This window comes from Glycomyces sp. NPDC046736, assembly GCF_040645615.1.
Classification (GTDB): domain Bacteria; phylum Actinomycetota; class Actinomycetes; order Mycobacteriales; family Micromonosporaceae; genus Glycomyces.
Genome location: NZ_JBEYYO010000005.1, coordinates 1 through 26,008 on the forward strand (window position 1 = coordinate 1; position 26,008 = coordinate 26,008).

Annotated in this window: 24 protein-coding genes; 9 read left to right on the top strand and 15 right to left on the bottom strand. The window is 69.7% G+C overall.

The features are described from left to right. Window positions 1–93 precede the first annotated feature (93 nt). From AB0B28_RS06945 to thyX, 3 genes are all read right to left on the bottom strand, one after another. Window positions 94–1,785: a ribonuclease J gene (locus AB0B28_RS06945; RefSeq protein WP_360117791.1), complete on the bottom strand. Its 1,692-nt coding sequence runs from the start codon at window positions 1,783–1,785 to the stop codon at window positions 94–96. Continuing rightward, window positions 1,776–2,636, bottom strand: coding sequence for a 4-hydroxy-tetrahydrodipicolinate synthase (dapA, locus tag AB0B28_RS06950; protein ID WP_360117794.1), 861 nt, complete (start codon window positions 2,634–2,636; stop codon window positions 1,776–1,778). Before dapA ends, AB0B28_RS06945 begins: the two co-directional genes overlap by 10 nt. Window positions 2,637–2,857: 221 nt before the next feature. Then, window positions 2,858–3,610 carry an FAD-dependent thymidylate synthase gene (thyX, locus tag AB0B28_RS06955; protein WP_360117797.1) on the bottom strand — a complete coding sequence of 251 codons (753 nt, stop codon included), beginning with the start codon at window positions 3,608–3,610 and terminating at the stop codon, window positions 2,858–2,860. Between the two features lie 215 nt (window positions 3,611–3,825). Between thyX and AB0B28_RS06960 the strand changes: the two genes are divergently transcribed. Together AB0B28_RS06960 and AB0B28_RS06965 are read left to right on the top strand one after the other, a co-directional pair. After that, window positions 3,826–4,317: a hypothetical protein gene (locus AB0B28_RS06960; RefSeq protein WP_360117800.1), complete on the top strand. Its 492-nt coding sequence runs from the start codon at window positions 3,826–3,828 to the stop codon at window positions 4,315–4,317. Between the two features lie 12 nt (window positions 4,318–4,329). After that, entirely contained in the window at window positions 4,330–5,148 is an 819-nt protein-coding gene (locus AB0B28_RS06965) for a DUF4097 family beta strand repeat-containing protein (protein WP_360117803.1), read from the top strand. Between the two features lie 61 nt (window positions 5,149–5,209). Here the strand turns inward: AB0B28_RS06965 and AB0B28_RS06970 are convergent, their stop codons facing one another. Continuing rightward, the gene (locus tag AB0B28_RS06970; protein WP_360117806.1) at window positions 5,210–5,704 is read right to left on the bottom strand and encodes a DUF2752 domain-containing protein; all 495 of its coding nucleotides are present in this window, start codon (window positions 5,702–5,704) and stop codon (window positions 5,210–5,212) included. Between the two features lie 374 nt (window positions 5,705–6,078). Between AB0B28_RS06970 and AB0B28_RS06975 the strand changes: the two genes are divergently transcribed. After that, window positions 6,079–6,762 carry a hypothetical protein gene (locus AB0B28_RS06975; RefSeq protein WP_360117809.1) on the top strand — a complete coding sequence of 228 codons (684 nt, stop codon included), beginning with the start codon at window positions 6,079–6,081 and terminating at the stop codon, window positions 6,760–6,762. A gap of 97 nt (window positions 6,763–6,859) precedes the next feature. Then, entirely contained in the window at window positions 6,860–7,681 is an 822-nt protein-coding gene (locus AB0B28_RS06980; RefSeq protein ID WP_360117812.1) for a hypothetical protein, read from the top strand. A 52-nt stretch (window positions 7,682–7,733) separates the two neighbouring features. On the opposite strand, the gene dapB is transcribed toward AB0B28_RS06980, so the two are convergent. The 6 genes from dapB to AB0B28_RS07010 all read right to left on the bottom strand — a co-directional run bounded on the left by dapB (window position 7,734) and on the right by AB0B28_RS07010 (window position 14,081). Then, a complete protein-coding gene (gene dapB, locus AB0B28_RS06985) occupies window positions 7,734–8,468 on the bottom strand; it encodes a 4-hydroxy-tetrahydrodipicolinate reductase (protein ID WP_360117815.1) in 735 nt (244 codons plus the stop codon). Then, window positions 8,465–9,763, bottom strand: a complete 1,299-nt coding sequence (locus AB0B28_RS06990) for a pitrilysin family protein (protein ID WP_360117818.1) — start codon at window positions 9,761–9,763, stop codon at window positions 8,465–8,467. The genes dapB and AB0B28_RS06990 overlap by 4 nt, the downstream gene beginning before the upstream one ends. Then, window positions 9,764–12,169, bottom strand: a complete 2,406-nt coding sequence (locus tag AB0B28_RS06995) for a polyribonucleotide nucleotidyltransferase (RefSeq protein ID WP_360117821.1) — start codon at window positions 12,167–12,169, stop codon at window positions 9,764–9,766. It abuts the gene before it with no gap. Between the two features lie 318 nt (window positions 12,170–12,487). Further along, complete coding sequence (gene rpsO, locus AB0B28_RS07000) at window positions 12,488–12,763, bottom strand: 30S ribosomal protein S15 (RefSeq protein WP_360117824.1); 276 nt, start codon at window positions 12,761–12,763, stop codon at window positions 12,488–12,490. 90 nt (window positions 12,764–12,853) lie between these two features. Continuing rightward, window positions 12,854–13,783, bottom strand: coding sequence for a bifunctional riboflavin kinase/FAD synthetase (locus AB0B28_RS07005; protein WP_360117827.1), 930 nt, complete (start codon window positions 13,781–13,783; stop codon window positions 12,854–12,856). A 67-nt stretch (window positions 13,784–13,850) separates the two neighbouring features. Then, window positions 13,851–14,081, bottom strand: a complete 231-nt coding sequence (locus tag AB0B28_RS07010) for a hypothetical protein (protein WP_360117830.1) — start codon at window positions 14,079–14,081, stop codon at window positions 13,851–13,853. A 245-nt stretch (window positions 14,082–14,326) separates the two neighbouring features. Here AB0B28_RS07010 and AB0B28_RS07015 point away from each other — a divergent pair, with 245 nt between their 5' ends. After that, a complete protein-coding gene (locus AB0B28_RS07015) occupies window positions 14,327–15,436 on the top strand; it encodes a phospholipase D-like domain-containing protein (protein ID WP_360117833.1) in 1,110 nt (369 codons plus the stop codon). Window positions 15,437–15,487: 51 nt separating this feature from the next. Here AB0B28_RS07015 and AB0B28_RS07020 read toward each other — a convergent pair whose 3' ends face one another. The 3 genes from AB0B28_RS07020 to AB0B28_RS07030 all read right to left on the bottom strand — a co-directional run bounded on the left by AB0B28_RS07020 (window position 15,488) and on the right by AB0B28_RS07030 (window position 18,844). Next, window positions 15,488–16,456, bottom strand: coding sequence for a carbohydrate ABC transporter permease (locus AB0B28_RS07020; protein ID WP_360117835.1), 969 nt, complete (start codon window positions 16,454–16,456; stop codon window positions 15,488–15,490). Beyond that, window positions 16,453–17,427 carry a sugar ABC transporter permease gene (locus tag AB0B28_RS07025; protein WP_360117838.1) on the bottom strand — a complete coding sequence of 325 codons (975 nt, stop codon included), beginning with the start codon at window positions 17,425–17,427 and terminating at the stop codon, window positions 16,453–16,455. The genes AB0B28_RS07020 and AB0B28_RS07025 overlap by 4 nt, the downstream gene beginning before the upstream one ends. An 85-nt stretch (window positions 17,428–17,512) precedes the next feature. Beyond that, the gene (locus tag AB0B28_RS07030) at window positions 17,513–18,844 is read right to left on the bottom strand and encodes an ABC transporter substrate-binding protein (RefSeq protein WP_360117841.1); all 1,332 of its coding nucleotides are present in this window, start codon (window positions 18,842–18,844) and stop codon (window positions 17,513–17,515) included. Window positions 18,845–19,161: 317 nt separating this feature from the next. On the opposite strand from AB0B28_RS07030, the gene AB0B28_RS07035 reads away from it, so the two are divergent. Beyond that, entirely contained in the window at window positions 19,162–20,508 is a 1,347-nt protein-coding gene (locus AB0B28_RS07035; RefSeq protein WP_360117844.1) for a GH1 family beta-glucosidase, read from the top strand. On the opposite strand, the gene AB0B28_RS07040 is transcribed toward AB0B28_RS07035, so the two are convergent. Beyond that, window positions 20,505–21,071 carry a thiamine phosphate synthase gene (locus tag AB0B28_RS07040; protein WP_360117847.1) on the bottom strand — a complete coding sequence of 189 codons (567 nt, stop codon included), beginning with the start codon at window positions 21,069–21,071 and terminating at the stop codon, window positions 20,505–20,507. The two genes, AB0B28_RS07035 and AB0B28_RS07040, sit on opposite strands and share 4 nt — an antisense overlap. Window positions 21,072–21,229: 158 nt before the next feature. Between AB0B28_RS07040 and AB0B28_RS07045 the strand changes: the two genes are divergently transcribed. Both AB0B28_RS07045 and AB0B28_RS07050 read left to right on the top strand, forming a co-directional pair. Beyond that, a complete protein-coding gene (locus AB0B28_RS07045) occupies window positions 21,230–22,012 on the top strand; it encodes a maleylpyruvate isomerase family mycothiol-dependent enzyme (RefSeq protein ID WP_360117850.1) in 783 nt (260 codons plus the stop codon). Window positions 22,013–22,165: 153 nt separating this feature from the next. Continuing rightward, a complete protein-coding gene (locus tag AB0B28_RS07050; RefSeq protein WP_360117853.1) occupies window positions 22,166–23,467 on the top strand; it encodes a YibE/F family protein in 1,302 nt (433 codons plus the stop codon). Window positions 23,468–23,670: 203 nt separating this feature from the next. On the opposite strand, the gene AB0B28_RS07055 is transcribed toward AB0B28_RS07050, so the two are convergent. After that, entirely contained in the window at window positions 23,671–24,591 is a 921-nt protein-coding gene (locus tag AB0B28_RS07055; protein ID WP_360117856.1) for a LysR family transcriptional regulator, read from the bottom strand. A gap of 120 nt (window positions 24,592–24,711) precedes the next feature. On the opposite strand from AB0B28_RS07055, the gene AB0B28_RS07060 reads away from it, so the two are divergent. Continuing rightward, window positions 24,712–25,959, top strand: coding sequence for a pyridoxal phosphate-dependent aminotransferase (locus tag AB0B28_RS07060; RefSeq protein WP_360117859.1), 1,248 nt, complete (start codon window positions 24,712–24,714; stop codon window positions 25,957–25,959). The last annotated feature ends 49 nt before the right edge of the window (window positions 25,960–26,008 follow it).

Here is a 26,008-nt window from a genome sequence, read left to right on the forward strand (position 1 = left end):
TCTTGGGTCACGAATCCCTTGACGCCGCCGAAGTGGTCGGCGTGGGAGTGCGTGTAGGCCCTGGTCCGATTTCTCGACGCCGCTGGCGGAGGCTCAGACTTCGAGCACGTGCGGGACGATCATGGGGCGGCGGCGGTAGGTGTCGTTGACCCATTTGCCGACCGTGCGCCGCAGGATCTGCTGGAGCTGGTGGGCTTCGGTGATGCCGTCCTGGGCGGCGCGCTCCATGGCGTCGTCGATGAGCGGGAGGACACCGTCGAAGGCCTTGGGGTCTTCGGAGAAGCCGCGGGCCGAGACGGTGGGGCCGCCGACGATCTTGCCGTTCTCGGAGTCGATGACGACGGTGGCGGCGATGAAGCCGCCGTCGCCGAGCATGCGGCGCTCGGAGAGGACCGGTTCGCCGACGTCGCCGACCGAGAGGCCGTCGACGTAGACGAGGTTGTTGGGGATGTGCCCGACCAGGCGGGCGACGCCGTCGACGAGGTCGACCACGTCGCCGTTCTCGATGACGATGACCTGGTCCTCGGGCACGCCGGACTCGATGGCGAGCCGGGCGTGGGCCTGGAGGTGCCGGGCCTCGCCGTGGACGGGGATCATGTTGGAGGGCTTGACGATGTTGAGCACGTACAGCAGCTCGCCCGCGGGGGCGTGGCCGGAGACGTGGACCTTGGCGACGTCCTTGTGGATGACCGTGGCGCCGGTGCGGGCGAGGCGGTTGATGACGCCGTAGACGGCGGTCTCGTTGCCGGGCACCAGGGACGAGGCGAGGATGACGGTGTCCTCGGGTTCGACGGTGATGTGCCGGTGGTCGCCCGAGGCCATGCGGCCCAGGGCGCTCATGGGCTCGCCCTGGGAGCCGGTGGACATGTAGACGATCTCGTCGGAGTGCAGGCGCACGGCCTCGTCCATGCTGACGAGGATCCCTTCGGGGACGTCCATGAGGCCGAGGTCGCGGGCGATCGCCATGTTGCGGACCATGGAGCGGCCGACGAACGCGACCTTGCGGCCGTGCGCGTGGGCGGCGTCCAGGACCTGCTGCACGCGGTGCACGTGGCTGGCGAAGGAGGCGACGATGATGCGGCCCTTGACGTCCTGGAAGAGCTTGTCCAGCACGGGGCCGATCTCGCGCTCGGAGGTCACGAAGCCGGGGATCTCGGCGTTGGTGGAGTCCGACAGGAGCAGGTCGACGCCCTGCTCGCCGAGGCGCGCGAACCCGGCGAGGTCGGTGATGCGCCCGTCGAGCGGGAGCTGGTCCATCTTGAAGTCGCCGGTGCACAGCACCAGGCCCGCGTCGGTGCGCACGGCCACGGCCAGCGCGTCGGGGATGGAGTGGTTGACGGCGAGGAATTCGAGGCCGAACGGTCCGAGCTGGAGGGTCTCGTTCTCGGCGACGACGATCCCGGCAGGCTTGATGCGCCGCTCGCGGAGCTTGGCCTCGACGAGGGCCACGGAGAAGCGGGAGCCGACGACGGGGATGTCGTTCTTGTGCTCCAGCAGGAACGGGATCGCGCCGATGTGGTCTTCGTGGCCGTGGGTGACGACGATGGCCTCGATGTCGTCGAGGCGGTCGAGGATCGGCGTGAAGTCGGGCAGGATCAGGTCGACGCCGGGCTGGTCGACGTCGGGGAAGAGGACCCCGCAGTCGACGATGAGGAGCTTCCCGTCGTATTCGAACAGGGTCATGTTGCGGCCGATGGCGCCGAGGCCGCCGAGCGGGAGGACCCGCAGGGCGCCGTCGGGGAGGGCGCCGGGGGCGCCGAGGTTCTTGGGTCGGGTCAGGCCCATGAGGCCTCCTTCAGGTCGGCGATGCGGGCGGCGATCAGGGCCGCGAGGTCCGGTTCGGCGGGGAGCAGCGGCAGGCGCGGCTCGCCTCCGGGGAGTCCTCGCGCGGCGAGGCCGGACTTGACGGCGATGATGCCGGGGCCCTGGCTCATGAGGGCTTCGGTGGCGGGCAGGAGCGCGTCGTTGATGGCGTTCGCGCGGGCGGTGTCGCCCTCGTCGAAGGCGTCGAACATGGTGTTGAGGTGGCGGCCGATGAGGTGGGCGGTGACCGAGACGACGCCGACCTGCCCGGTGGCGTAGGCGGCGAGGTTGAGCTCGTCGACGCCGCAGTAGTAGGCCAGGCCGGTGCCCACTCGGATGCGCTGCGCTTTGGGGATGTCGCCGGTGGCGTCCTTGACGGCGATGATGCGGTCGTGGCGGGCGAGGCGCTCGAAGGTGGCGTCGTCGATGCCGATGACGGTGCGCGGGGGGATGTCGTAGAGCATCACGGGCAGCTCGGTGGCGTCGGCGATGGTCTCGAAGTGGGCGGCCACGCCGGCCTGGGTGGGCCGGGAGTAGTAGGGGGTGACCAGGAGGAGGCCCCCGGCGCCGGCGGCTTCGGCGGCCTTGGCCAGGCCCACGGAGTGGCGGGTGTCGTAGGTGGAGGCGCCGGCGATGACGTGGGCGCGGTCGCCGACGGCCTCGACCACGGTCTGGACGATCTGGGTCTTCTCGGCGTCGGTGGTGGTCGGGGATTCGCCGGTGGTGCCGTTGACGACCAGGCCGTCGCAGCCCTGCTCGTCGACGAGGTGGCGGGCGAGTGCGGCGGTGCCGGGGACGTCGAGTTCACCTGAGGGTGTGAACGGCGTGATCATGGCCGCGAGTGTTCGCCCGAACGGGCGCGTTGCGTTGCGCATGTGCTTTCACCAATGCTGTGTCCGGCGGCCGGGGCGCCTCGCCTCGGCCGCGCGTTGCGTATTAACTGTCTCAAGTCGCACCGCTTCGCCGCTGCGGTTCGCCGCTTCGCGGCATGCGCGGGCCGGGGCCCGCGGTGCCCGGGGAGGGCGGCGGGCGGGTGCGGGTGTGCCTGTCGGCTCTACCCCTCGGTGACGTAGGGGCTGGAGGCGACCTCGGTGCCGTCGCCGAGTTCCGTGATCTGGAAGTCGGCGAAGACGTTGGGGGCCTTCTCCTTGAGCTGCTTGAGGCATTCGATGGCCAGCGCCCGGATCTCGACGTCGGCGTGCTCGGAGGCGCGCATGGCGATGAAGTGCCGCCAGGCGCGGTAGTTGCCGGTCACGACGATGCGGGTCTCGGTGGCGTTGGGCAGGACTGAACGCGCCGCTTGACGCGCCTGCTTTCGGCGCAGGGTGGCGTTGGAGACGTCGGCGAACTTCTTCTCCAGGCCTTCGAGGAGGTCGTCGTAGGCGCTCTGGGCGGCTTCGGCGGCGGCGAGGAAGCGGTCGTGGAGTTCGGGGTCGGCGGCGATCACTTCGGGCTCGACCATGTGCGCGTCGCGTTCGGGGACGTAGCGCTGCGACAGTTGGGAGTAGGAGAAGTGTCGGTGGCGGATCAGCTCGTGGGTGAGGGAGCGGGAGATGCCGCTGAGGTAGAAGCTGACCGTGCCGTGTTCGAGGACGGAGAGGTGTCCGACCTGGAGGATGTGGTCGAGGTAGCCGGCGTTGGTGGCGGTCTTGGGGTTGGGCTTGGTCCAGGACTGGTAACAGGCGCGGCCGGCGAATTCGGCGAGGGCTTGGCCGCCGTCGGCGTCGGTGTCCCATGGGACGTCGGCCGGGGACTCGAAGTGCGTCCAGGCGATGAGTCGGACGTCCATCGGTACGATTTCGGGCATCCCCGCTCCCCCTCGTTTCATGTTCGGTGCCTGTTAGTGCTGGTTCTCGACTCCCTGAGGGTACTCGTGGTGGGAGTGTGGTCCTGCACGCGCCCGGCGGCGCGCGGAGGTTTCGGTGTTTCGGGCGTGGCGGGGGTGGTGGGTGCGTCGCGGGTCGCACCGCTGGTTTCAGCGCGCCGCTTGACAGACGTCAGAAATGATGTCATCATGGTGTCATGGACTTGACGCCGTATATCGAATCGCTCCGCCGGAGCCTGACCGCCGCGGCCGCGCCCGGCGGCGAGGACGCCGCGCGGACCGCTGAACTGCTGTCGGAAGCACTCGACGCGGGGGCTCGCCTGGCGCTCATGGAGGCCCTCTCCGAAGCCGCCGCCGAGATCACCGCCGGGCTCGACCAGGCCGGTTCCTCGGCGTCGGTCGACCTGCGGGTGCGCGGGAAGGAAGTGGACCTGCGCGTCAGCGGCGGGGAGACCGCCGAGGCCACGCCGCCTCCGGCCCCGCCCATCGACGACGATGTGGCCCGCATCACCTTGCGCTTGCCGGAGTCGTTGAAGGAGGACGTCGAGCGGGTCGCCTCCGCCGACGGGGCCTCGGTCAACGCCTGGCTGGTCCGCGCGATCAACACCGCCGTCCACGCCTCGCGGACCTCCGGGCCCACCGGCGGCGCGAAGTACAGCCAGCGCATCACCGGCTACGCCCGGGCTTAGGGAGCACCAGCGATGAACGAGTACACCGAATTCACCCACGACGGGCCGATCACCGCGGCGATCACGCTGGCCGACGGCTCGGTCACCGTCACCGCCCACGAGGCGAACACGGTGCTGGTGGAGATCAAGCCCGCGCAGCGCCGGCCCGAGAACGAGGACGCGGCCGACCTGGCGCGCGTCGAGTTCGAGAACGGGCACCTGCGCGTGGTCGCCCCCGAGAAGCCCTCGAACTGGTTCTTCCGCAAGGAGATCGGGGTCCACCTCGCGGTGAAGGTCCCGCAGGGATCGGAGGTGTCGGTCAAGACCACGTCGGCGCCGATCAGCCTCCACGGGAAGCTGGGAGCGGCCTCGATCAACACCGTGGCCGGTTCGGCCACGGTCGAGAGCGCCTCCAGCGTGCGGGCCAACACCGTGTCGGGTTCGATCAGCGTCATCGACGCCACCGAGGACTTCCGGGCGAACACCGCTTCGGGCCAGGTGCGGGCCGACCACGTGGGCGGGGACTTCTCGGCGAAGACCGTCTCGGGCGCGATCACCGCCGAGCGGCTGGACGCGAACGCGAACGTGAACACCCTCTCGGGCGGGATCGAGCTGTCGGCGCTCAAGTCGGGCGCGGTCAAGGCCAACACGGTGTCGGGGCGCATCAGCCTCGGGGTCGTGGCGGGCACTGACGTGTGGGTCGACCTGGACGCCAAGGCCGGCACGGTCACCTCCGAGCTGGCCACCGGCGACACCTCGCCGTCCCCGGCCGGCGGCGGCACCAGCCTGGAGGTGCGGGCGCGCTCGGTCTCGGGCGACATCTACCTGCACCGCGCCAGCGCTTACGCCTAAGACTTTCACTCAACACCCACTGCATGCCCGGTCACCGCGAGGTGGCCGGGCTGCTTCGCGTTCACACGTAGAAGAACGTGAACGGTTCCCAAGGGAGGTTGCGGGCGATGAAGAAGACGCCCCAGACGATGAGGAAGACCGTGAGCGCGTTCGGGGTGAGGTGGAAGGTGGGCAGGCGCCAGGTGCGGCGGGTGACGAGGCGCGGGAGGGCCCAGGTGAGGAACATCCACACCAGGAACGGGGCGGCGAACACGGCCATGAGGTGGTGGCGGGCCGCTTCGGGGAGGTTGAAGGTGAGCACGTAGTAGAACGCGCGCGTCCCGCCGCAGCCGGGGCAGTCGAAGCCGGTGGCGATCTTGAACAGGCAGGTCGAGGGGCCGGTGTCGTCGGTCGGGTCGGTGGCGAGCACGCCCGCGGCGGCCGCGGAGAAGCACGCGAGGAGCGCGACGGGCGCGAACCACGGCTGCCCGAAGAACCCGGTGACCCACCGGCGCACGGGATTCCCCCGCGGCTGCTCACTCTGGTCCCGCAGCGTGGACTCCTCGACAGCGCACACATCGCCTCCTGCCCGACAGCCTAACGGCTGGAGGCGAGTCGGAGGGGCGGCGGGAGGCGCAGAACGCGAGAGAGGCGAACGTTTCCACTGGGCCCCCGGTATCAACGATGCGACACGGGTACGACATCGCCTCGGGGACAGGCGGCGCGAGGGTCGAATGCGAGGGCGCCAAGTGTTTTCGATGGGCCCCCGGTTTCAAGGGTGCGCCGGGGGTACGACATCCGTTCGGGAGCGGCGGGCGGTCACGAACGCCAAGGCGGCGAGCGTTTTCGGTGGGCCCCCGGTTTCAAGGGTGCGCTCGGGGTACGACATTCGGTGTCCGGGAGTCGGCGAAAACGGTGGTTCGGGCGTTTCGGGCGCTTAGGCTCGGTTTCATGGTCGGTATTGCTCGTCGGGTCCTCGTCGCCGCCGCGGCGGTCGGTCTGCTGTTCGCCGCTTCGGGGTGCCTGCGCCTCGACCTCGGGCTCCAGGTGCGCTCCGACGACACCGTGGGCGGGACCTTCACCGCCGCGTGGAGCGAGGACTTCATCGACCGCGCAGACGAAGAGGGCCTCGACAAGCGCCAGCTGGATGCGTTCCTCGACGCCCTGCTCGACGGCATCCCCGGCACCGACCGGACCCCTTACAACGAGGACGGGTTCTCCGGGTGGACGGCCACGTTCACCGACCGGCCGCTGGCCGACTTCGCCGAGTTCGGCGGCGACGACTGGGGCTACCTGCGCATCGACCACTCCGGCCGCGAATACGACCTCGAAGGGCACTGGGACCTGCGCGCCGCCGGGTTCCTCGACCCCGACGCGTTCACCGACGCCGAGATCCTCATCAGCGTCGACTTCCCCGCCCGCGTCACCGAGCACAACGGCGAGCTCAACGGCCGCACCGTCACCTGGGTCATGACCCCCGGCGCAGCCTACGACCTCGAGGCCACCGCCGTAGAGAACAACGGCTGGGTCTTCGCCGCCGCGGGGGTCGCGTTCCTGGTCGTGGTGGTCGGTCTGCTGTGGCTGTGGCAGTGGAGCAGGCTGCGCCGGTACTCGGTCGGGCAGGCCCGGAGCTGACCTGTCGACTCCGACACAAACCGTGGGCACCCCGCTCACGCCCCGTATCCTGGTGAGTCGATCCGCGTGACGAGTCGAGGAGCCGGGGGGAGGATCGGTGAGTCAGTACCGCTCGAACAGCAAGGGCCCCAAGGACAAAGAACCGGGCCTGGAACTGAGCATCGGACAGGTCCTGGCCGCCGCGGGCGCCACCGTGGTCGGGGCGATCCTCGCGAAACTCCTCGGCCTGTGGGGCACCGTCGCCGGCACCGCCATCCTCAGCGTCTGCTCCTCCATCGGCGCCGTGCTCATCCTCCGCGCCATGCGCTCGACCGGCAACCGCATCAAATCCCAGATCGCCGCGATGGCCCCCACCGCCGCGGGCAAGGCCACCGCCGTCACGATCGAGCTCCACCCCGACAGCGTCACCGCCACCGCGAAGATCCCCGAAACCGAGCAGCTGCACTCGACGCAAGGCGACACCGTCGAGATGGCCGTCCCCGACCTCGAACCCGAAGGGCACGTCACCGACGCGCACTCGCGCAAGAAGACGCTCCTGACGATCCTCGTCTCCAGCGTGATCGTGTTCTGCCTGACCATCGCCACGCTGTTTCTGATCGGCCTGTTCACCGGCGACTCCGGCCGGTTCATCCACGACAGCGGCGACACCACCACCACGATCATCCAGAGCCCCGAAGGCGAAGGCGCCGACGAGACCGAGACCGTCACCGAGACCGAGACGGACTCAGGCCCGACCGACGAGACCAGCGAGCAGCCCACCGACGAGGGCACCGACCCCGAACCGAGCACCTCGCCGTCGGCCGACCCCACCCCGAGCGAAGCGCCCACCAGCGAGGGCGGCCAGGGCGGGACCGAACCGACCCCGAGCCAGACCCCAGGCTCGGAGGAACTGAGCTCGGGCGAGAGCACCACCGAGTAGACACGACAGCGCCCGCAGGCCTTCCGGCCTGCGGGCGCTGCGCGTTCGAACGTCATTCGAGCAGGTCGTCGATCCCGACCGTCAGACCCGGGCGCTTCACGACCTCGCGGACCGCGAGGATCACCCCGGGCATGAACGACTCGCGGTCGAGCGAGTCGTGGCCGATCACGAAGCGCTCACCAGGGCCGCCGAAGCGGACCTCCTGGCTCGCCACGTACCCGGCCGAGCGGATCGCGTGGATGCGCACGCCCTCGACGTCCGCGCCGCGCGCGCCCTGCGGGTCGACCTCGGTCGCGTCCGGCATCGGCGGGCAATCCGCGTCCGCGCGGGCCGCCGCGATCAAGCGCGCCGTGTGGACGGCCGTGCCCGACGGGGCGTCGACCTTCCTCGGGTGGTGCGCCTCGATGATCTCCGCGGAGTCGAAGTGCTTCGCGGCCTTGGCCGCGAACTGCATCATCAGCACCGCGCCGATCCCGAAGTTCGGGGCGATCACCGACCCGACCTCAGGATCGGCCGCGAGCAGCCCACGGGCCGCGTCCAGACGCGCCGCGTCGAAGCCCGAGACCCCGACCACGGTGTGGATGCCGTGCTCGACGCACCAGGCCAGGTTGTCCATGACCACGTCCGGCAACGTGAAGTCCACGACCACGTCGACCCCGACGAGCTTGTCGAGCGACTCGTCCCGGCCCACCGTCGCGGCCAGCTCCAGACCGTCCGCGGCCTCGACCGCCTCGCACGCCGCCCGGCCCATCCGGCCCCGGGCTCCCAGCACACCGACCTTGATCATTCGAAGTCCCTCTGGTCGAACGGCCCCACGGCCACCGTCGTCATCGGCTGCGACAGGATCGCCGCGGCCACCTCGCGGACCTGCTCGGCGGTGACCGCCTCGATGTCGGCGATCTCCTGCTCCAGGCTCCAATGGTCGCCGTAGAGCAGCTCCTCGCGGCCCAGGCCGTTCATGCGCGAACCCGAGTCCTCCATCGACAGGACCATGCCGCCCTTGCTCATGCCCTTGCCGCGCCGCAGCTCGTCCTCGGTGACCCCCTCGGAGGCCACCATCGCCAGCTCGGCCAGCACCAGGTCGCGGACCTGGTGGACCTTGTCCGGGTTGGCCCCGGCGTAGACGCCGAAGGCGCCCGTGTCGGCGAAGTACGTCGAGAACGAGTAGACCGTGTAGGCCAGGCCTCGCTTCTCGCGCACCGACTGGAACAGGCGCGAGGACATGCCGCCGCCGAGGATGTTGTTCAGCACCTCGAACGCGTCCTTGCGCGGGTCGTGCCGCGAGAACAGCCGGCAGCCGACCACCAGGTGCGCCTGCTCGGTGTCGTGGGTCTCCACCAGCAGCGGCACCGGATCGGGCAGGACCTCGTCGTCGTGACGGCGCTGGCGCGGCACGTCGGCCCCGCCCAGCAGCGGCGCGAACGCCTCGGCCACCAGCTTCACGGTCTTGTCGTGGTCGACCCCGCCCGCGGCGCACACCGTCAGGTTCGGGGCCCGGTAGTGGTGCCGGTAGAAGTCGTGGATCTGCTCGCGCGTCAGCGCCCGCACCGTGCCCGGGTCGCCCGCGATGTCGCGGCCCAGGGCCCCGGGCCCGAACAGCGCCCGGTTGAACAGCTCGTGGACCACGTCAGAAGGCTCGTCGGCCGACGCGGCGATCTCCTCCAGGATCACGTCGCGCTCGATCTCGACGTCGGCGGGGGTCACCAGCGAGGAGCACATCGCGTCGCCGAGCACGTCGATCGCCATCGGCAGGTCGTCGTCGAGGACCCGCGCGTAGAAGCACGTCAGTTCCCGCGCGGTGTACGCGTTCGACTCCCCGCCCACCGATTCGATGGACTCGGCGATCTCCGTGGCCGTGCGCTTGGCGGTGCCCTTGAACAGCAGGTGCTCCAGGAAGTGCGACACGCCGGCGAGTTCGGGGGCCTCGTCGCGGGCCCCCACCCCGACCCAGACCCCCACGGAGGCCGAGCGCATGGTCGGGACGGATTCGGTGAGCACACGCAAACCGCCGGGCAGCACGGTCACACGGACCGTGCCGCCCAGCGGATCGTCGATGAGTGTGCGAGTCTGGGGACGACTCATCTACTCTTCCGAGCCTCCGGCTTCGTCGGTGCGACGGGTCCGGCGACGACGGCGCTCGCCGTCGCCACCACGGCCTTCGCCACGGTCGCCGCGGCCTTCGCCGCGCTCGCGGTCACGGCGCGGGCCGCGGTCGCCGCGCTCGCCCCGGTCCCCGCGGGACTCCTTGCGCTCGGCCGGACGGCCCTTCTTGTAGCCCTCCGGCTCCTGGCCCTCGGGGTAGACCTTGTCCAGGTAGATCTTGCCGCGGTTGTCGATGTCGCCGATCTCGACCTCGATCTTGTCGCCGACCGAGAGCACGTCCTCGACCCGCTCGACGCGCTTGCCGTCGCCGACCTTCGAGATGTGCAGCAGGCCGTCGCGGCCCGGCGTCAGCGAGATGAACGCGCCGAAGTCGGTGGTCTTGACCACGGTGCCCAGGAACCGGTCCCCCACGTTCGGGAGGGTCGGGTTCGCGATCGCGTTGATGGTCTCGACCGCGGCCTGAGCGGCCTCGCCGTTCTCGGCCGACACGTAGATCGTGCCGTCGTCCTCGACGGTGATGTCCGCGCCCGTGTCGTCCTGGATCTGGTTGATCGTCTGGCCCTTCGGGCCGATGATCGCGCCGATCTTGTCGACCGGGATCTTCAGCGTGGTGATCCGCGGCGCGGTGCTCGCCAGCTCGCCCGGCTCGCTGATCGCGTCGAGCATGACGTCGAGGATCGCGTGGCGGGCGTCGTTGGCCTGCTGGAGCGCCTGCGCCAGCACGTCCGAGGGCAGCCCGTCGAGCTTGGTGTCCAGCTGGAGGGCCGTCACGAACTCAGGGGTCCCGGCGACCTTGAAGTCCATGTCGCCGAAGGCGTCCTCGGCGCCGAGGATGTCGGTCAGCGTGACGTACTTGGTCTCGCCGTCGACCTCCTCGGAGATCAGGCCCATCGCGATGCCCGCGACCGGCGCCTTGATCGGCACACCCGCGTTCATCAGCGACATCGTGGACGCGCAGACCGAGCCCATCGAGGTCGAACCGTTGGACGCCAGCGCCTCGGAGACCTGGCGGATCGCGTAGGGGAACTCCTCGCGCGAGGGCAGGACCGGGACCAGGGCGCGCTCGGCGAGCGCGCCGTGGCCGATCTCGCGGCGCTTGGGCGAGCCGACGCGGCCGGTCTCACCGGTCGAGTACGGCGGGAAGTTGTAGTTGTGCATGTAGCGCTTCTTGCTGACCGGCGACAGGGTGTCGATGGCCTGCTCCATGCGCAGCATGTTCAGCGTGGTGACGCCCATGATCTGGGTTTCGCCGCGCTCGAACAGGGCCGAGCCGTGGACGCGCGGGAGGATGCCGGCCTCGGCCGCGAGCGGCCGGATGTAGGCGGGCAGGCGGCCGTCGATGCGGACGCCTTCGGTGAGGACCCTCTTGCGGACCAGCTTCTTGGTGAGCGAGCGCAGGGCGGCGTTGAGTTCGCCTTCGCGGCCTTCGAAGTCGGCGCCGAGCTTTTCGAGCATGACCGACTTGACGCGGTCGAGCTCGTCCTGGCGGTCGGTCTTGTCGGCGATCTGGAGGGCCTGGTCGAGTTCGGCGGTGACCGCGGCCTCGACGGCGGCGATCGCGTCGTCCTGGTAGTCGAGGAAGCGCGGGTAGTCGGCGACCGGCTTGGCGGCCACGGCGGCCAGTTCGGCCTGGGCGCGGACCAGTTCGGCGATGACCGGCTTGACGGCCTCCAGGCCCGAGGCCACGACCTCTTCGGTGGGCTTGGTGCCGCCGGCGGCGATCAGGTTGATCGTGTTGTCGGTGGCCTCGGCCTCGACCATCATGATCGCGACGTCGCCCGATTCGAGGACACGGCCGGTGACGACCATGTCGAAGGTGGCCTTCTCGATCTGCTCCAGGGTCGGGAACGCGACCCAGGTGCCGTCGATGAGGACGACGCGGGTCGAGCCGAGCGGGCCGGAGAAGGGCAGGCCGGAGAGCTGGGTGGACATGGAGGCGCCGTTCATGGCGACCACGTCGTACTCGTCGCGGGCGTCCACGGCGAGGATGGTGCCGATGACCTGGACTTCGTTGCGCAGACCCGACACGAAGGACGGGCGCAGGCCGCGGTCGATGAGGCGGCAGGTGAGGATGGCGTTCTCGCTGGGTCGGCCTTCGCGGCGGAAGAACGAGCCGGGGATGCGCCCGGCGGCGTACATCCGCTCCTCGATGTCGACGGTCAGCGGGAAGAAGTCGAAGTGGTCCTTCGGGTGCTTCGAGACGGCCGTGGTCGAGAGGACGACGGTGTCGTCCATTTGGATGATCGCCGAGCCCTGAGCGAGCTTGGCGAGTCGGCCGGTCGAGAAGACGATCTTACGGGTGCCGAACGCGCCGTTGTCGATGACGGCCGTGGCGTGGTGTTCGCCGAGGTTGTAAGCCTCGGGGGTCCGTTCATTGTCGGACATAGAGTGTCGATCTCCTTGTGTAGTGCTGGGCGCACTGTTGTGCGGAGCGCCGCTCACCCACGCGTTCCGGTCTTCGATCGAAGCACTCGGAAGCCCGTCCCCGCGTCGCGCGGGGCGTTCCGGATGCCACTACCGAGGACCGGCGCGGTCTCAGGCGAGCCGCGCCGCGCCTCGCTCTTCGAGGCGCTGCGGTCGAGCGTGGTGCTCATCGCCCACACTACGTTACCCGGCCGACGCGGCGGCACAGGCGAAGCAAAAGTGAGCGGTGGGGTACGCGAAAGGGAGCGTCCCGGTCGGGGCGCTCCCTTGCTGGAGGTCTTAGGCGTTGTCGCGGATGCCGAGGCGCTCGATGAGCGCGCGGTAGCGCGTGATGTCGGTCTTCTTGAGGTACTTGAGGAGACGGCGGCGCTTGCCGACCAGGAGGAGCAGGCCACGGCGGGAGTGGTGGTCGTGCTTGTGGACCTGGACGTGAGCGGTGAGCTCCTTGATGCGCGTGGTCAGGATCGCGACCTGGACGTCGGTGGAACCGGAGTCGCCCTCGGTCAGCGCGTATTCCTTGATGATCGCGGACTTCTTCTCAGCGTCGAGCGCCATGTTCGAACACCCTTTCTTTCGTGACGGCCGATCCGCGGTGTCGGGCAGACCGGTCGGTTGTTACAGAACTCGGATAACTGTACAGGGGCGTTAGCGCAGCTCCAAAGCCCGGCGGGTGTCTGCGACGTCGGTCTCGATCTGCTCGATGAGCGGTTCGATCCCTGCGAAGGCGACCTGGCCTCTGAGGCGGGCGGTGAAGTCGAGGCGGACCCGCTCGCCGTAGAGGTCGCCGGAGAAGTCGAGGAGGTGGGCTTCGACGGTGCGCTCGTCGCCTTCGAAGGTCGGGTTGGTGCCGACGCTGATCGCGGCGGGGTGGCGCTGGGCGTCGCGGTGGAGCCAGCCGGCGTAGACGCCGTCGGCGGGGATCGCCCTGCCGGGCGGGACGTCGAGGTTCGCGGTGGGGAAGCCGAGCGAGGAGCCGCCGCGGCCCGCGCCGTGGACGACGGTGCCTTCGACGCCGAAGTCGCGGCCGAGGACGTCGGCGGCGGCGGCCACGTCGCCTGCGGCGATGAGGGCGCGGACGCGGGTCGACGAGAACGCTTCGTCGTCAGCGGTGAGGGTCTGGCCGAGCACTTCGAAACCGAACTCTTCGCCCAGTTCGGTCAGGCGCTTGACGTCCCCGGCGGCCTTGTGGCCGAAGCGGAAGTTCTCCCCCACCACCACGGCTTTGGCGTGCAGGCCGCCGACGAGGACGTGGCGCACGAAGTAGTCGGGGGTGAGTTTGGAGAGCTCGGGGGTGAACGGCAGCACGCACACGCCGTCGACGCCGAGGGAGCCGAGCAGCTCGATGCGCCGCTCCAGGCTGGTCAGCTGCGCCGGGACCGCGTGCGGGGCGACCACCGCGGTCGGGTGCGGGTCGAAGGTGACGACCACGCTGCGGGCCTCGCGCTCGGCGGCGGCCTTGACGGCCGTATGGACGAGCGCGGCGTGGCCGCGGTGCACGCCGTCGAACACGCCGATGGCCACGACGGAGGCGGGCCAGTCCTCGGGGGTCGCGTCAATTCCACGCCAGGTTTCCACGGGCGAATCTTCTCACTGCCGCTCGAGTCAGGGCGCGCAGGCGGGCCCCGGCAGTGGCGGCAGCCGCTCACAGCATCATCGACGAATTCGCGTTCCCGCCCGAGGCGAAGATCAAGAGCATCAGGACCCCGACGGCCACCAGCAGCAGCATCCCGGCGAGGAGCCAGGCGGTGCCGGCCGGCCCGGCCAGTCGCGGCTGTTGCTCGGCGAGGACCTGGGGCTCGTCGTGGTCGACGTCGGGCACGCCGGTCTCGAAGCGGAACTCTTCTGGCAGTTCTTCTGCAGCACTGGCACTCATGGGCTTCTCCTCGGAGATCGCAGAGTTCCTACGGGGTCGTATCCATTGATTGTTGAGAGAACGTCGGCTATCCGACCGCCGTTTCTCAGAATCCGCCTGACAACAGCGTCAATTCGCCCTCGTGGAAATTACAAGGCGGTGAGCGCCCCACCACGCGAAACGTCCGGTAGCCGCCGGATCACCCGCCATGTCGCCGAAAGCGTGGGACCTTCATGAATTCATCGACGACAGATTGGGGAGAGGGCATGAGACGGAGGTTCCCCGCGCTGGCCGCGGCAGGGGCGATGCTGGCGATCCTGGCGGCGACGGCGGTGCCGCCTCCCGCCGCGGCCGCCGCCGCGTGCACGCGCACCGGCTCCTACACCGTGTGCAGGACCAATCCGAACGGCGGCAAGGACAACGCGATCGTCGTCGAGATCGCGAAGCAGATCGACGCCACCAAGAAGGGCGACACCGTGCGGGCCGCGGTGTACCAGTGGACGCTCGACAAACCGGTCGCGCCGCTCGCGCAGGCGCTGGTCGACGCCCAGAAGCGCGGCGTGGACGTCAGGGCCGTGGTGGGCCAGCGCAGCGACAAGCCCTCGGGGAACGATCCGGTGATTCGCAAGCTCAAGGCCGCCGGGGTGAAGGTGAGCCAGTGCAAGGGCGGGTGCCTGCCGAACTCGGGCGGGACTACGAAGGGGCCCGACCACAACCGGTTCTTCCTCATCGAGTCAGGCGGCAAGCCCACGGTGCTGGTGACGAGCTTCAGCTTCACCGCCTCGCACGCGACGCAGTCGCACAACCTGCTCGGGGTGCACGGCGACAAGAAGCTGTACGACTTCTACGCCGCGTACTGGTCTCGGCTCAACAGCCAGGACTGGAGCGGGTGGGGCGACAAGCAGAAGAGCACCACCGGGGACCTGGCGCGGGCGTGGGTGTTCCCGCGCGGGGCCGACCCGATCGCCGAGCAGCTGCGTGAGATCACCGGGTGCGCCAAGGGCGACCAGGTGCTGGTGGGGCACGCGAACTTCCAGTCCAACCGGCCCGCGGTGCGCTCCGAGCTCGACCGGATCCAGGGCCTGGGCTGCACGGTGCGGGTGGTGGTGCTCAATGCCGACACCAGCAATCCGGGGTGGCTCGAAGGGGCGCTTGGGGCGTCGAACGTGCGGGTGCACGATTCGAGCCGCAACAAGTTCATCGTGGCCGAGGCGCAGTTCGGGGGCACGCATCGGGCGGTGGTGTGGACCGGGACGCACAACTTGAACGGGAACGCGATGAAGCACGCGGACGACAACGTGCTGCGGGTCGCGAACCAGGGGGTGGCCGATTTGTACGTGTCGTACTTCGGGACCTTGTGGCGTCAGGCTAAGTGAGGCACGGCGAAGGGGAGGGGCCGAACGGCCCCTCCCCTGCTTGGTGTCGCCTCAGCCCTTGACCGAGCCTGCGAGCAGCCCGCGCACGAAGTAGCGCTGGAGCAGCAGGAACACCAGGAGCGGGACGATGATCGCGATGAACGCCGCCGCCGGGAGGCGGGTCCAGCCGAAGCCCCAGGTGCCGGCCATGTCGCCGAGGACGGCGGTGAGCGGTCTGGTGGCCTCGCCGGGCGCGAAGGTGCGCCCGACCAGGAAGTCGTTCCAGACCCACAGGAACTGGAAGATCCCGATCGACGCGAGCGCCGGGGTCACCAGGGGCAGGACGACCTTGCGGAAGATCTGCGAGTGGCTGGCGCCGTCGATGCGGGCGGCCTCCATGACGTCGCCGGGCAGTTCGCGCATGAAGTTGTGCAGCAGGAAGATCGCCAGCGGGAGGCCGAAGATCGAGTGCGCGATCCAGACTTGGATGATCGTGTTGACCCCGGACAGCTCCCAGGCGGGCATGATCGTGACGCCGCCGACCTGGAGTCCCTTGCTGAAGAACGACAGCAGCGGGATGAGCGCCATCTGGAGGGGCACCACCTGGAGGGCGAAGATCCCCACGTACAGCAGGTTGCGGCCGCGGAACTTGATCCACGACAGCGCGTAGGCGGCCATGGCGGCGAACGCGACCGGGACGACCACGCCCACGATGGTGATGACCACCGTGTTGACGAGGTTGACGATGAGGCCGCCGCCCTGGGAGTCGGAGTACAGGACGTAGTTGTAGGTGTCGAGGGTGAAGTTCGGATCGGCGAAGGCCGTCCACCAGCCGGAGGTGCGGATGTCCGCGTCGGTCCGGAAGGAGGAGACGAACAGTCCGAAGGTCGGGATCGTCCACAGTGCGGCGATCACGATCGCGACGACGCTGGCGGCGCGGGACGACAGGACCCGGCGCAGGCGCTCGCCACGGGTCTCGCCGATCCGCGCGACCGGCTCGGGGGCCGGGGCCTCGGGGTCGACTACCGCGTCGATGCTCATCGGGCCTCCAGTTCCTGGCGGCGCATGTTGCGCACCTGGTAGATGACGACGGGGAGGACGAGCAGGAACAGCACGACGGCCATGGTGGCGCCGCGTCCGTCGTTGTAGAGGCGGAAGGCCTGCTCGACCATGTTGTGGGCGAGCACGTCGGTCTTGTAGTGGCCGCCGGTCATCGCGCGCACGATGTCGAAGAGCTTGAGCGTGGCGATGAAGACGGTGACTGCGACGACGACCACGGCCGAACGGATCGAGGGGACGGTGACGTTCCAGAAGATCTGGGCGGGCTTGGCGCCGTCGATGCGGGCGGCCTCGACGATCTCCAGCGGCACGCCCTTGAGCGCGGCCGACAGGACGACCGTGGCGAAGCCGACCTCGATCCACACCAGGACCACCATGAGCAGGAAGTTGTTGCCCGGGAACGAGGTGAGCCAGTTGACCGGTTCGGCGCCGAACCAGACCATGATCTGGTTGAGCAGGCCGATCTGGTTGCCCGAGCCCTTGTACTGGTAGACGAACTTCCAGATGATCGAGGCGCCCACGAACGAGATGCCCATGGGCAGGAACACCAGGGCCTTGTAGATCCGTTCGCCGCGGCGGCCGTCGATGAGGACGGCGTAGACCAGGCCGAGCCCGGTGGACACGGCCGGGACGACCACGATCCACAGTGCGGTGTTGATGAGCGTCTGGAGCGCGTCGGGGTCGGAGACGGCCCACACGTAGTTGTCGAAGCCGACGAAGGAGCTGCCGTCCTTGTTGAAGAACGACATGGCGATGGTGCGCAGGGCCGGGTAGACCAGGCCGACGGCGAGGAAGAGGACGGCGGGCGCCAGGAACACGAAAGCGACCGCACGGCTGCGGTCGCGGCGGGAGGCGAGTTCGGCCAGCCCGTAGAGGCCCAGGAGGATCACGGCGAAGGCCACGAGTCCTACGCCCAGCAGGCTGAACCTGTCGATGAGTGCGGAGATGTCCACGTAAGAGACTCCAGTTGTCCGGACAATGGGCCGAGCGGGGCCCGAGGGCCCCGCTCGGCTTCTCGTCAGCTACACGGGTCGCGGTCTACTGCGGCCAGGACGCTTCGATGGCGTCGGCGACCTGCTGGGAGTTCTTGTCCCCGCTGGTCCACTCCACGATGCCGGTCCAGAACGAGGAGGCGCCGACCTCACCGGGCATGAGGTCCGAGCCGTCGAAGCGGACGGTGACCGTCGGGTCGGTCAGGATTTGCGTGGCGAGCACGTTGATCGGCGTGGTGGCGTTGTTCGGGTCGACGCCCTGGTGGGCCGTGCTCCACGGTCCGGTCTGGAGTCGGGCGTTGTGGTAGACCTCGCTGGCGAGGTACTGGCGGGTGGCCTCGGTGGCCTCGGAGTCGGAGAACGCGGCCACGAACTCGCCGCCGACGAGCATGGTGTTGTCGCCCTCGTTGGTCTCGGGGAACTGGAACGCGAACACGTCGCCGTCCTCGGCCACGTTGGTGCCATCAGGCCACATCGCACCGTAGAAGGAGGCCATGCGGTAGAAGGCGCACTCGCCGTCCACGACCGGCCAACCGGCCTCCTGGAACGCGGTCGAGGAGATCGTGTCGGTGCCGTTGAGGACGTAGTCCTCGTTCAGCAAGATCGTGCCGGCCTTGTCGAAGGCGCCCACGATCTGCGGGTCGTTGAACGGGATCGAGTGGTCGACCCACTGGTCGTAGACGTCGGTGCCCTCGCGGAGCACGATGTCCTCGATCCAGTCGGTGCCCGGCCAGCCGGTGGCCCCGCCGGACTCGAAGCCCGCGCACCACGGCTTGACGCCGGAGGCCGCGATCGTGTCCGACAGCGCGATGAGGTCGTCCCAGGTGGTGGGGACCTCGTACTCGTTCTCGGCGAAGAACGTCGGCGAGTACCAGATGAAGGACTTGGCGTTGGACGAGTTGGGCGCCGCGTACAGGGTGCCGTCGATCGTGCCGTAGTTGAGCCAGTCCTCGGTCCAGCCCTCGGTCGCCAGCGCGGTGACCGCGTCGGAGGCCGGGACCAGGTCGGCGGTGAAGGAGGACATGAGGCCCGGCTGCGGGAAGAGCGCGATGTCGGGGGCGTTGCCGCCGTCGACGCGCACCTTCATGTCGGATTCGAACTCGCCGGTGCCCTCGTATTCGACGTTGACGCCGGTGCACTCTTCGAAGAAGGCCCACGCGGCGGTCATCTCGTCGGCCTCTTGGTCGCGGATGGAGCCGAGGATGTTGACGGTCTCGCCGTCGAAGGAACCGAATTCCTCGTAGTTGGCGCAGTCCTGCGCCTCTTCGGGGACTTCGCCCCGGGAGCTGTCGTCCTCGGGAGCGCCGCAGGCCGTCGCGGCGAGCGCGATGGCACCGGCGGCAGCCGCTAGGCAGGAAATTCGTCGGGTCTTGCTCATCGGGGTTTCCCTCTCTTCGCAGGTGTTGATCGCCCGGCGAGACCGACTGCCTCCCTGCCCCGACCATTCAGGGAACCGCTCTCATCGGTTCTCGCCCTGGTGGGGGCTGCCTCACCCGCCGTTGGGGCGACGCTGGCAATCGTGCTCTGAGTAACATTGAATGTCAAGTCTGCATTGCTGAATCGTTACCGGCTGGAATTGGATCGATATCTGTCGACTCAGGCTCGATGGGAGCGATACCAATGACGTATCATTCCGGGGCCCGGCAAGCGCTGTTCACATCCAGTCGACTCACGTCCGTGAAAGGTGCCACAAACATGACGCAGCTGACCTTCCCCGAGGGTTTCCTCTGGGGGACCGCCACGGCCTCATACCAGATCGAAGGAGCTGCTGACGAGGACGGACGGGGTCCCTCCATCTGGGACACGTTCTCGCAGACGCCGGGCAAGACCTGGAGGGGCCAGACCGGCCGGGTGGCGTGCGACCACTACCACCGCACCGAGGAGGACGTGGCGCTCATGGCCTCGCTCGGCCTGGACACCTACCGGTTCTCCGTGGCGTGGCCGCGCATCCAGCCCGACGGCACCGGGCCGGTCAACCCCGCCGGGATCGACTACTACGACCGGCTCGTGGACCTCCTGGTCGAGGCCGGGATCAAGCCGATGCCCACGCTGTACCACTGGGACCTCCCGCAGTCCTTCGAGGACCGCGGCGGCTGGCCCGAGCGCGAGACGGCCGAGCGGTTCGGCGACTACGCCGCGATCGTGGCCGACCGCCTCGCCGACCGCGTCCACACCTGGTGGACGCTCAACGAGCCGTGGTGCTCGGCGTTCCTCGGCTACGGCGACGGCCACCACGCCCCCGGGCGCACCGAGCCGGTCGCGGCCCTCAAGGCCGCCCACCACCTCAACCTCGCCCACGGGCTCGCCACGCAGGCGCTGCGCGCGGCCGGGGCCGAGCGGGTCTCGATCGCGCTCAACCCGACCCAGCCCCGCGGCGATGAGGAGGCCGTCAGGATCGTCGACACGCTGGCCAATCGCGTGTTCTTCGACCCGATCCTCAAGGGCGAGTACCCCGCCGAGCTCTTCGAGCGCACCGCGGTGCACACCGACTGGTCGTTCGTCCAGGACGGCGACCTGGAGCAGATCAACCAGCGGATCGACCTGCTCGGCGTGAACTACTACAACCCGGCCTGGTTCCGGTACAACCCGGACGCGCCGGAGTCGCAGGTGCAGCCGGGTTCGGCGGGCGTCGAGGGCTACAGGCCCGAGGAGCTGCCGGTCACCGACATGGGCTGGCCGATCGAGCCGACCGGGCTCACCGACCTTCTGGTGCGCATCCACAAGGACTACGGCGTGCCCACGATGGTCACCGAGAACGGCGCGGCCTACCCGACCGGCCCGGGCGAGGACGGCGAGGTCGACGACGTCGAGCGCGTCGACTACCTGCGCTCGCACATCGCCGCCGTCCACGACGCGATCGAGGAGGGCGCCGACGTACGCGGGTACACCGCGTGGTCGCTGATGGACAACTTCGAGTGGGCCTTCGGCTACGACAAGCGCTTCGGCATCGTCCACGTCGACTACGCGACCCAGAAGCGGACCCTCAAGTCCAGCGCGAAGTTCTACGCGAAGGTCATCGCCGACCACGGTGTGGAACGTTAGAGCGCGGCCTGGAGCGCGCGGACTGCTCGCTCCGGGTCTTCGGCGCGCATCACCGCGCCCATGACCGCGACCCCCGCCGCACCCGCCTCCCTGGCGGCGCGGGCGCGTTCGGGCAGGTCGGCGCCGCCGAGCGCGAATACGGGGACGGAGCTCGCCGCACAGAACGCGGCGAGCTTTCGCGTTCCCAGGGCCGGGCCGTAGCCGGGTTTGGACGCGGTCGGCCAGACCGGCGAATAGGTGCAGTAGTCGAGGTCGGGTTCGGGCGTCTCGCCCGCGTGTACGGATCGGCCCACCAGCGCCGGGCGCGGCCGGGGAAACGGGAAGCTCGCCGACAGATGCGCAGCTTCGACCGCGACCGGCGGGTCCGAGACGATGAGCAGACCGCCCGAGGCGGCCAGGAGCGGTCCGAGTTCCTCGGCGAGCGCTGCTCGATCGGTCCACTGGAGGTGCTTGTCGCGCAGCACGAGCGCGAAGGGACCGCCGCGAAGGGCGAGCGCGACCTGTTCGGGGAGCGGGCGCGGGCAGCGGGTCGAGTCGGTGACGACGAGGAGCCGGTGCTGCACGGATCGAGCCTACCGGCGCGCGCGATCGACCCAGAGTGGCCAGTGTTCTGCGAGTCGATTCGTGCCCGACTCGTCAGTGCTACACCGGTTTAACGCTTGTGTATCGGTCCACGCCTCGAACTTGCGTAATTCACGACACAGGTGCGAAACTTCAGGGGATGAACATCGGCGATCAAATCAACGTGCTGCGCACCGAAGGGGAGCGGATCGCTGTCGCTGGTGGGGAACTCTCGCTCAACGCAATCGTGCCCACCTGCCCGGGCTGGGTCGTCAAGGACCTCTTGACCCATATCGGGACCGTCCACCGCTGGGCGGCGGCGATCGTGGGCGGGGCGCTGCGCGAGGACCCTCGGAAAGGCGACCTGCAGCGGATCGTGGGGCCCCTGCCCCACGACGACCTGCTGGTCGACTGGGTCCGGGAGGGCCTCCGAAGGCTCTCGACCACATTGGAGGACGCGCCTGACGACCTCCAGTGCTGGCAGGTGTTCCCCTCGCAGTCGGCGCGCCGCTTCTGGGTCCGCAGACAGGCCCACGAGACCACCATCCACCGAGTCGACGCCGAGCAGGCGCGCGGCGACGAGATCTCACCGGTCGGCACCGAATTCGCTGCCGACGGCATCGACGAACTGCTGCTGGGCTTCCACGGCAGGCCGTCGAGCCGGGTGCGGGCGCTGCGACCGGCAGTGCTCCACATCCACGCCTCCGATCTGCCGCCGGGACGCGGCGACTGGTACATCCACCCCACCGACACGGGCCCGCTCGTGACGTTCAGCGAGGTCGAGACCCCGCACTGCGTCATCGAGGGCCCGGTGGAGCTGTTGTACCTGGCGCTGTGGAACCGGCTTCCATTCGACGACCTGTCCGTGCACGGAGACCCGGCACTGCTCCACTTGTGGCGCAATTACTCCGCGGTCCGGTGGGTCGATCCGGTGGACGCATGAGAGGCGACCACATGTAGGCACTGGAGCGCAACAGGGCGGAGCCGCAGGCAGACGCGCGGTGACCGTCCGAAATGGTCGACTTCGACGCGGCGGCGGCCCCCAGGGGCGCGCTGCTGCGCGCCCGGGCGGGGGCGGGATCGTAAGCTCACGAGCGTGAACGAGGCCTTCGAGAAGCACAGTGACTCCCTGAAGCACAGTCACACCGTCGCCAACGACGCCGTCCCCCGCGCCGCGCTGTGGATCCTGATCCCGGCGGCGGTGATCACCGCGCTCGGCATGGTGCTCCTGTGGCCCCAAGGGGTCGAGGACACCGAGGTCGAGACCTTCGGCGAGGAGATCAAGGGGCACGTGCTCTCGGTCCACGAGACCGAGTGCGAACCGATCGACGCCGAGCTCAACGAGCAGCTCCAGGCCACCGTGTGCGGCGACGTCGTGGTGCGATTGACCAGCGGCGAGTTCGACGGCGAGGAGATCATCGTCGACATCCCCTCGGGGCCGGGCGCGCCCGAGGTCGCGGCCGGGGACGACGTGATCCTCATGCACACTCCCGGCTCGATGTCGGGCCAGCAGTTCCACCTCATCGACCACGACCGCGCGAGCGCGCTGTGGGCCCTGGTGATCGCGTTCGCTCTGGCGGTGGTGGCGTTCGGGCGCTGGAAAGGCGTCAGGTCCCTGGTGGGCCTGGGCTTCACGTTCGCGGTGGTGCTGCTGTTCATGGTCCCGGCCGTGCTCGACGGGTCCGCGCCGATCCTGGTGGCGATCGTGGGCGCCTCGGCGATCATGCTGGTCTCGCTGTACCTGACGCACGGGTGGAACCGCACCACCACGGTGGCCGTGCTCGGGACGCTCGCGTCGCTGGTGATCACGGTGCTGCTGGCCGAGGCGGCGGTGAGCATCGCGAGCCTCAACGGCGTCAACGACGAGAACACCACCAACCTCGCGCTCCAGTACCCGATCGACATGTCGGGGCTGCTGCTCGCCGGGATCCTGATCGGCGCGCTCGGCGTGATCGACGACGTGACCGTCTCGCAGGCCGCGACCGTCGACGAGGTCGCGAAGGCCAACCCGAGGTGGGGCCCGGCGCGGCTGTTCAAGTCCGGCATGCGGGTCGGGCGCGACCACCTGACCTCGGTGGTGAACACGCTCGTGCTCGCCTACGCGGGCGCGTCGCTCCCGCTCCTGGTGCTCATCGCGGCGGCCGGGCGGCCGCTGGAGCAGGTGCTCACGAGCCAGACGATCGCGACCGAGATCGTCCGGGCCGTGGCGGGCACGCTCGGCCTCATCGCGGCGGTCCCGATCACGACCTGGATGGCGGCCGCGCTCGTGCGCAGGCCCCCGAAGGAGACCAAGCCGAAGGAGAAGGACCCGAAACCGAAGCGCCCGGGGCCCGCAGAGGAGAAGAACGAGACATGGGACGACGACGAATCGCCGTACCCGCCCTCGCACCTGCGCTGACCCCAGGCGGCGTGGCGGCGTGGCGGCGTGGCGGCGATGAGTCTTCCCGTTGCGCGCGGACATGCGCCGCGGGGCCCGCGACCGGTGACCGCCGGTCGCCCCCGACCCGCCGCTCGGCGTGCGTCGACGAGCCGTCCCGAGCCTGCGCTCGCCGCCGCTCTCGCCCGCGCGCCCCGGCGGCCGCGTCGCTCGTCCGCTTCGCCTTAGAACCGCTCCGAGGCCTCGATCAGTTTCTTCGCCGCCTGATGCAGCGCCTGGAGGACGGTCATCACCGCCGGGCGGCCGGTCGAGGCCGTTCGGTGGACCACGTAGACGTCCCGGCCCGGCAAAGGCTCGGCGATGCGGCGGACCGCCACATCCCGCCTCTCGGCCGCCGCCATCCAGGGGGCGACCGTGATGCCCAGGCCCTTCGCCACCAGCGTCAGGATCGTGTCCAGGCCTTCGAACTCCGAGACCGGGGCGCTGATGCCCTCCGTGCGCCACAGTCGATCGAGCGCCGCCCTCGACGGTTCGCCGCTCGGGGAGGCGATCCACGACTCGCCCGCCAGCTCGTGGGCCGACAGGACCGATTTCTCGGCCAGCGGGTGCCGCGTGTGGAGGGCGGCGACGAGCGGGTCGTTCACCAAGTGGTGGAACGTCAGCGGGCCCGAGGTCTGGGGGCGGCGCTGGCCCGACCAGTCGTCGATCAGGGCCAGGTCGATCTCGCCCGACCGCACCCGCGCCAGCGACTCGGGGACCGTGTGCTGCTGGCGCAGGACCATCTGGAGCTCGGGGTAGCGGCGCAGCCGCCGCACGATCGGGCCCGCCAGCGCCACGGCCACGGTCGGGAACGCGGTGATGGTGACCCGGCCCCTGGGCTCCCCCGCCTCGGCCGCCAGGTCGGTCTCGGCCGCGTCCATCGCCTCCAGGATGTGGGCGGTGTGCTCGACGAGGCGGCGGCCCGCGTCGGTCAGTTGGGCCGAGCGGGCGGTGCGTTCGAGCAGTGCCACGCCGGTCTCCTTCTCCAAGGCGGCCAACTGCTGTGAGACCGCAGAGGCGGTCTGTCCGGTCGCCACGGCAGTGGCGGATATCGATCCCTGGGCGGCGAATTCGTAGAGAAGCCGCAGGCGGCGCACATCGAGCATAAGCAAATCTTATCCTCGGCGAAAGGTAGAAATACTTGCGTTAATGCTCCGGGGAGAGCAATCTGGGCGTCACACGGCGGCGAAGGCCGCAGTGAGCGACTATCCATCGAGGAGTCACCCGTGACCGTCTCCGCCACCCTCGCCGCCAATGAGGCCATCGCCGCGCGCCGCGCCGCCGGGCAGGAGGTGCTCGCGCTCGGGTTCGGTGAAGCCGGGATTCCGGTGCACCCCTTGCTGGCTCAGCGACTCGCCCAAGCCGCCGCAGGGACCTCGTACGGCCCGGTCGCCGGCATTGACGCCGCCCGTGAGGCGGCCTCGGGGTACTGGACGCGGCGCGGCCTGCCCACCGACCCGTCCCAGGTGCTCCTCGGCCCCGGCTCCAAGCCGCTGCTGTACTCGCTGCTGTACGCCACCGGCGGCGACGTGGTGCTGCCCAAGCCCGCGTGGGTCTCCTACGCGGCCCAGGCCGAGCTCATCGGCCGCGAGCCGATCCGGGTCCCCGTGCCCGAGGGCGAGGGCGGGGTGCCGGAGGCCGAGGCGATGGAGGCCGCGGTGCGCCAGGCCCGCCGCCAGGGCCGCGACCCGCGGATCGTGGTGGTCACGCTGCCGGACAACCCGACCGGGCGGTTGGCGTCCGAGCGTTCGGTCAAGGCCATGTGCGAGGTCGCCCGCGAGCTCGACCTGGTGATCGTGGCCGACGAGATCTACCGCGACCTGGTGTTCGCCGACGGGCCGTTCCCCTCCCCCGCGTCCTGGGCTCCGGAGCGGACGGTGACGACCACTTCGCTGTCGAAGAACTTCGCGCTCGGCGGGTGGCGGGTCGGGGCGGCCCGGTTCCCGGCCTCGCCGCTGGGCGAGCGGCTGCGCGAAGCGGTGCGGGACATCGCCTCCGAGCTGTGGTCTTCGACCCCGATGCCGATGCAGCACGCCGCGGCCTACGCGTGGTCGGACCCGCAGGAGCTGCTCGAACGCGTCGCGGCCTCGCGGCGGCTCCACGGCTCGGTCACCAGCGCGGTGGCCGGGGTCTTCGCGAACGCCGGGTGCGAGGTCTCGGCCCCGCAGGGCGGGTTCTACGTGTGGCCGGACTTCGAGCCGCTGCGCGGGACGCTGGCCGAGAGGTGGGGCATCGCCACGAGCGCCGATCTGGCGCGGGTCCTGTTGGAGCACTTCGGGGTCGTGGTCCTGCCGGGCAGCGCGTTCGGTGACGACCCGCGGTCGCTGACGCTGCGCGTGGCGGTGCCGGGGATCTACGGCGAGTCCGATTCGGAGCGGTTGGCGGCGCTGGTCGCGGCCGAGCCGGCGGCGATGCCGTGGATCGCCGAGACGCTCGACGGCCTGCGGGCCAAGCTGGCGGCGTTGACTGCCTGATTGAACTCCGGAGGGGTGCTGCCGAGGCCGATGCGGCAGCACTCCTTCG

What these genes read in the sequence shown, in the direction of transcription:
- AB0B28_RS07055 (WP_360117856.1), bottom strand. Translation starts at nt 24,591, where the DNA reads ATGCTCGATGTGCGCCGCCTGCGGCTTCTCTACGAATTCGCCGCCCAG.
- AB0B28_RS06945 (WP_360117791.1), bottom strand. Translation starts at nt 1,785, where the DNA reads ATGGGCCTGACCCGACCCAAGAACCTCGGCGCCCCCGGCGCCCTCCCC.
- AB0B28_RS07015 (WP_360117833.1), top strand. Translation starts at nt 14,327, where the DNA reads ATGAGACGGAGGTTCCCCGCGCTGGCCGCGGCAGGGGCGATGCTGGCG.
- thyX (WP_360117797.1), bottom strand. Translation starts at nt 3,610, where the DNA reads ATGCCCGAAATCGTACCGATGGACGTCCGACTCATCGCCTGGACGCAC.
- AB0B28_RS06995 (WP_360117821.1), bottom strand. Translation starts at nt 12,169, where the DNA reads ATGTCCGACAATGAACGGACCCCCGAGGCTTACAACCTCGGCGAACAC.
- dapB (WP_360117815.1), bottom strand. Translation starts at nt 8,468, where the DNA reads ATGATCAAGGTCGGTGTGCTGGGAGCCCGGGGCCGGATGGGCCGGGCG.
- AB0B28_RS06965 (WP_360117803.1), top strand. Translation starts at nt 4,330, where the DNA reads ATGAACGAGTACACCGAATTCACCCACGACGGGCCGATCACCGCGGCG.
- AB0B28_RS06960 (WP_360117800.1), top strand. Translation starts at nt 3,826, where the DNA reads ATGGACTTGACGCCGTATATCGAATCGCTCCGCCGGAGCCTGACCGCC.
- AB0B28_RS06990 (WP_360117818.1), bottom strand. Translation starts at nt 9,763, where the DNA reads ATGAGTCGTCCCCAGACTCGCACACTCATCGACGATCCGCTGGGCGGC.
- AB0B28_RS07045 (WP_360117850.1), top strand. Translation starts at nt 21,230, where the DNA reads ATGAACATCGGCGATCAAATCAACGTGCTGCGCACCGAAGGGGAGCGG.
- AB0B28_RS07020 (WP_360117835.1), bottom strand. Translation starts at nt 16,456, where the DNA reads ATGAGCATCGACGCGGTAGTCGACCCCGAGGCCCCGGCCCCCGAGCCG.
- AB0B28_RS07010 (WP_360117830.1), bottom strand. Translation starts at nt 14,081, where the DNA reads ATGAGTGCCAGTGCTGCAGAAGAACTGCCAGAAGAGTTCCGCTTCGAG.
- dapA (WP_360117794.1), bottom strand. Translation starts at nt 2,636, where the DNA reads ATGATCACGCCGTTCACACCCTCAGGTGAACTCGACGTCCCCGGCACC.
- AB0B28_RS07030 (WP_360117841.1), bottom strand. Translation starts at nt 18,844, where the DNA reads ATGAGCAAGACCCGACGAATTTCCTGCCTAGCGGCTGCCGCCGGTGCC.
- AB0B28_RS06975 (WP_360117809.1), top strand. Translation starts at nt 6,079, where the DNA reads ATGGTCGGTATTGCTCGTCGGGTCCTCGTCGCCGCCGCGGCGGTCGGT.
- AB0B28_RS07035 (WP_360117844.1), top strand. Translation starts at nt 19,162, where the DNA reads ATGACGCAGCTGACCTTCCCCGAGGGTTTCCTCTGGGGGACCGCCACG.
- rpsO (WP_360117824.1), bottom strand. Translation starts at nt 12,763, where the DNA reads ATGGCGCTCGACGCTGAGAAGAAGTCCGCGATCATCAAGGAATACGCG.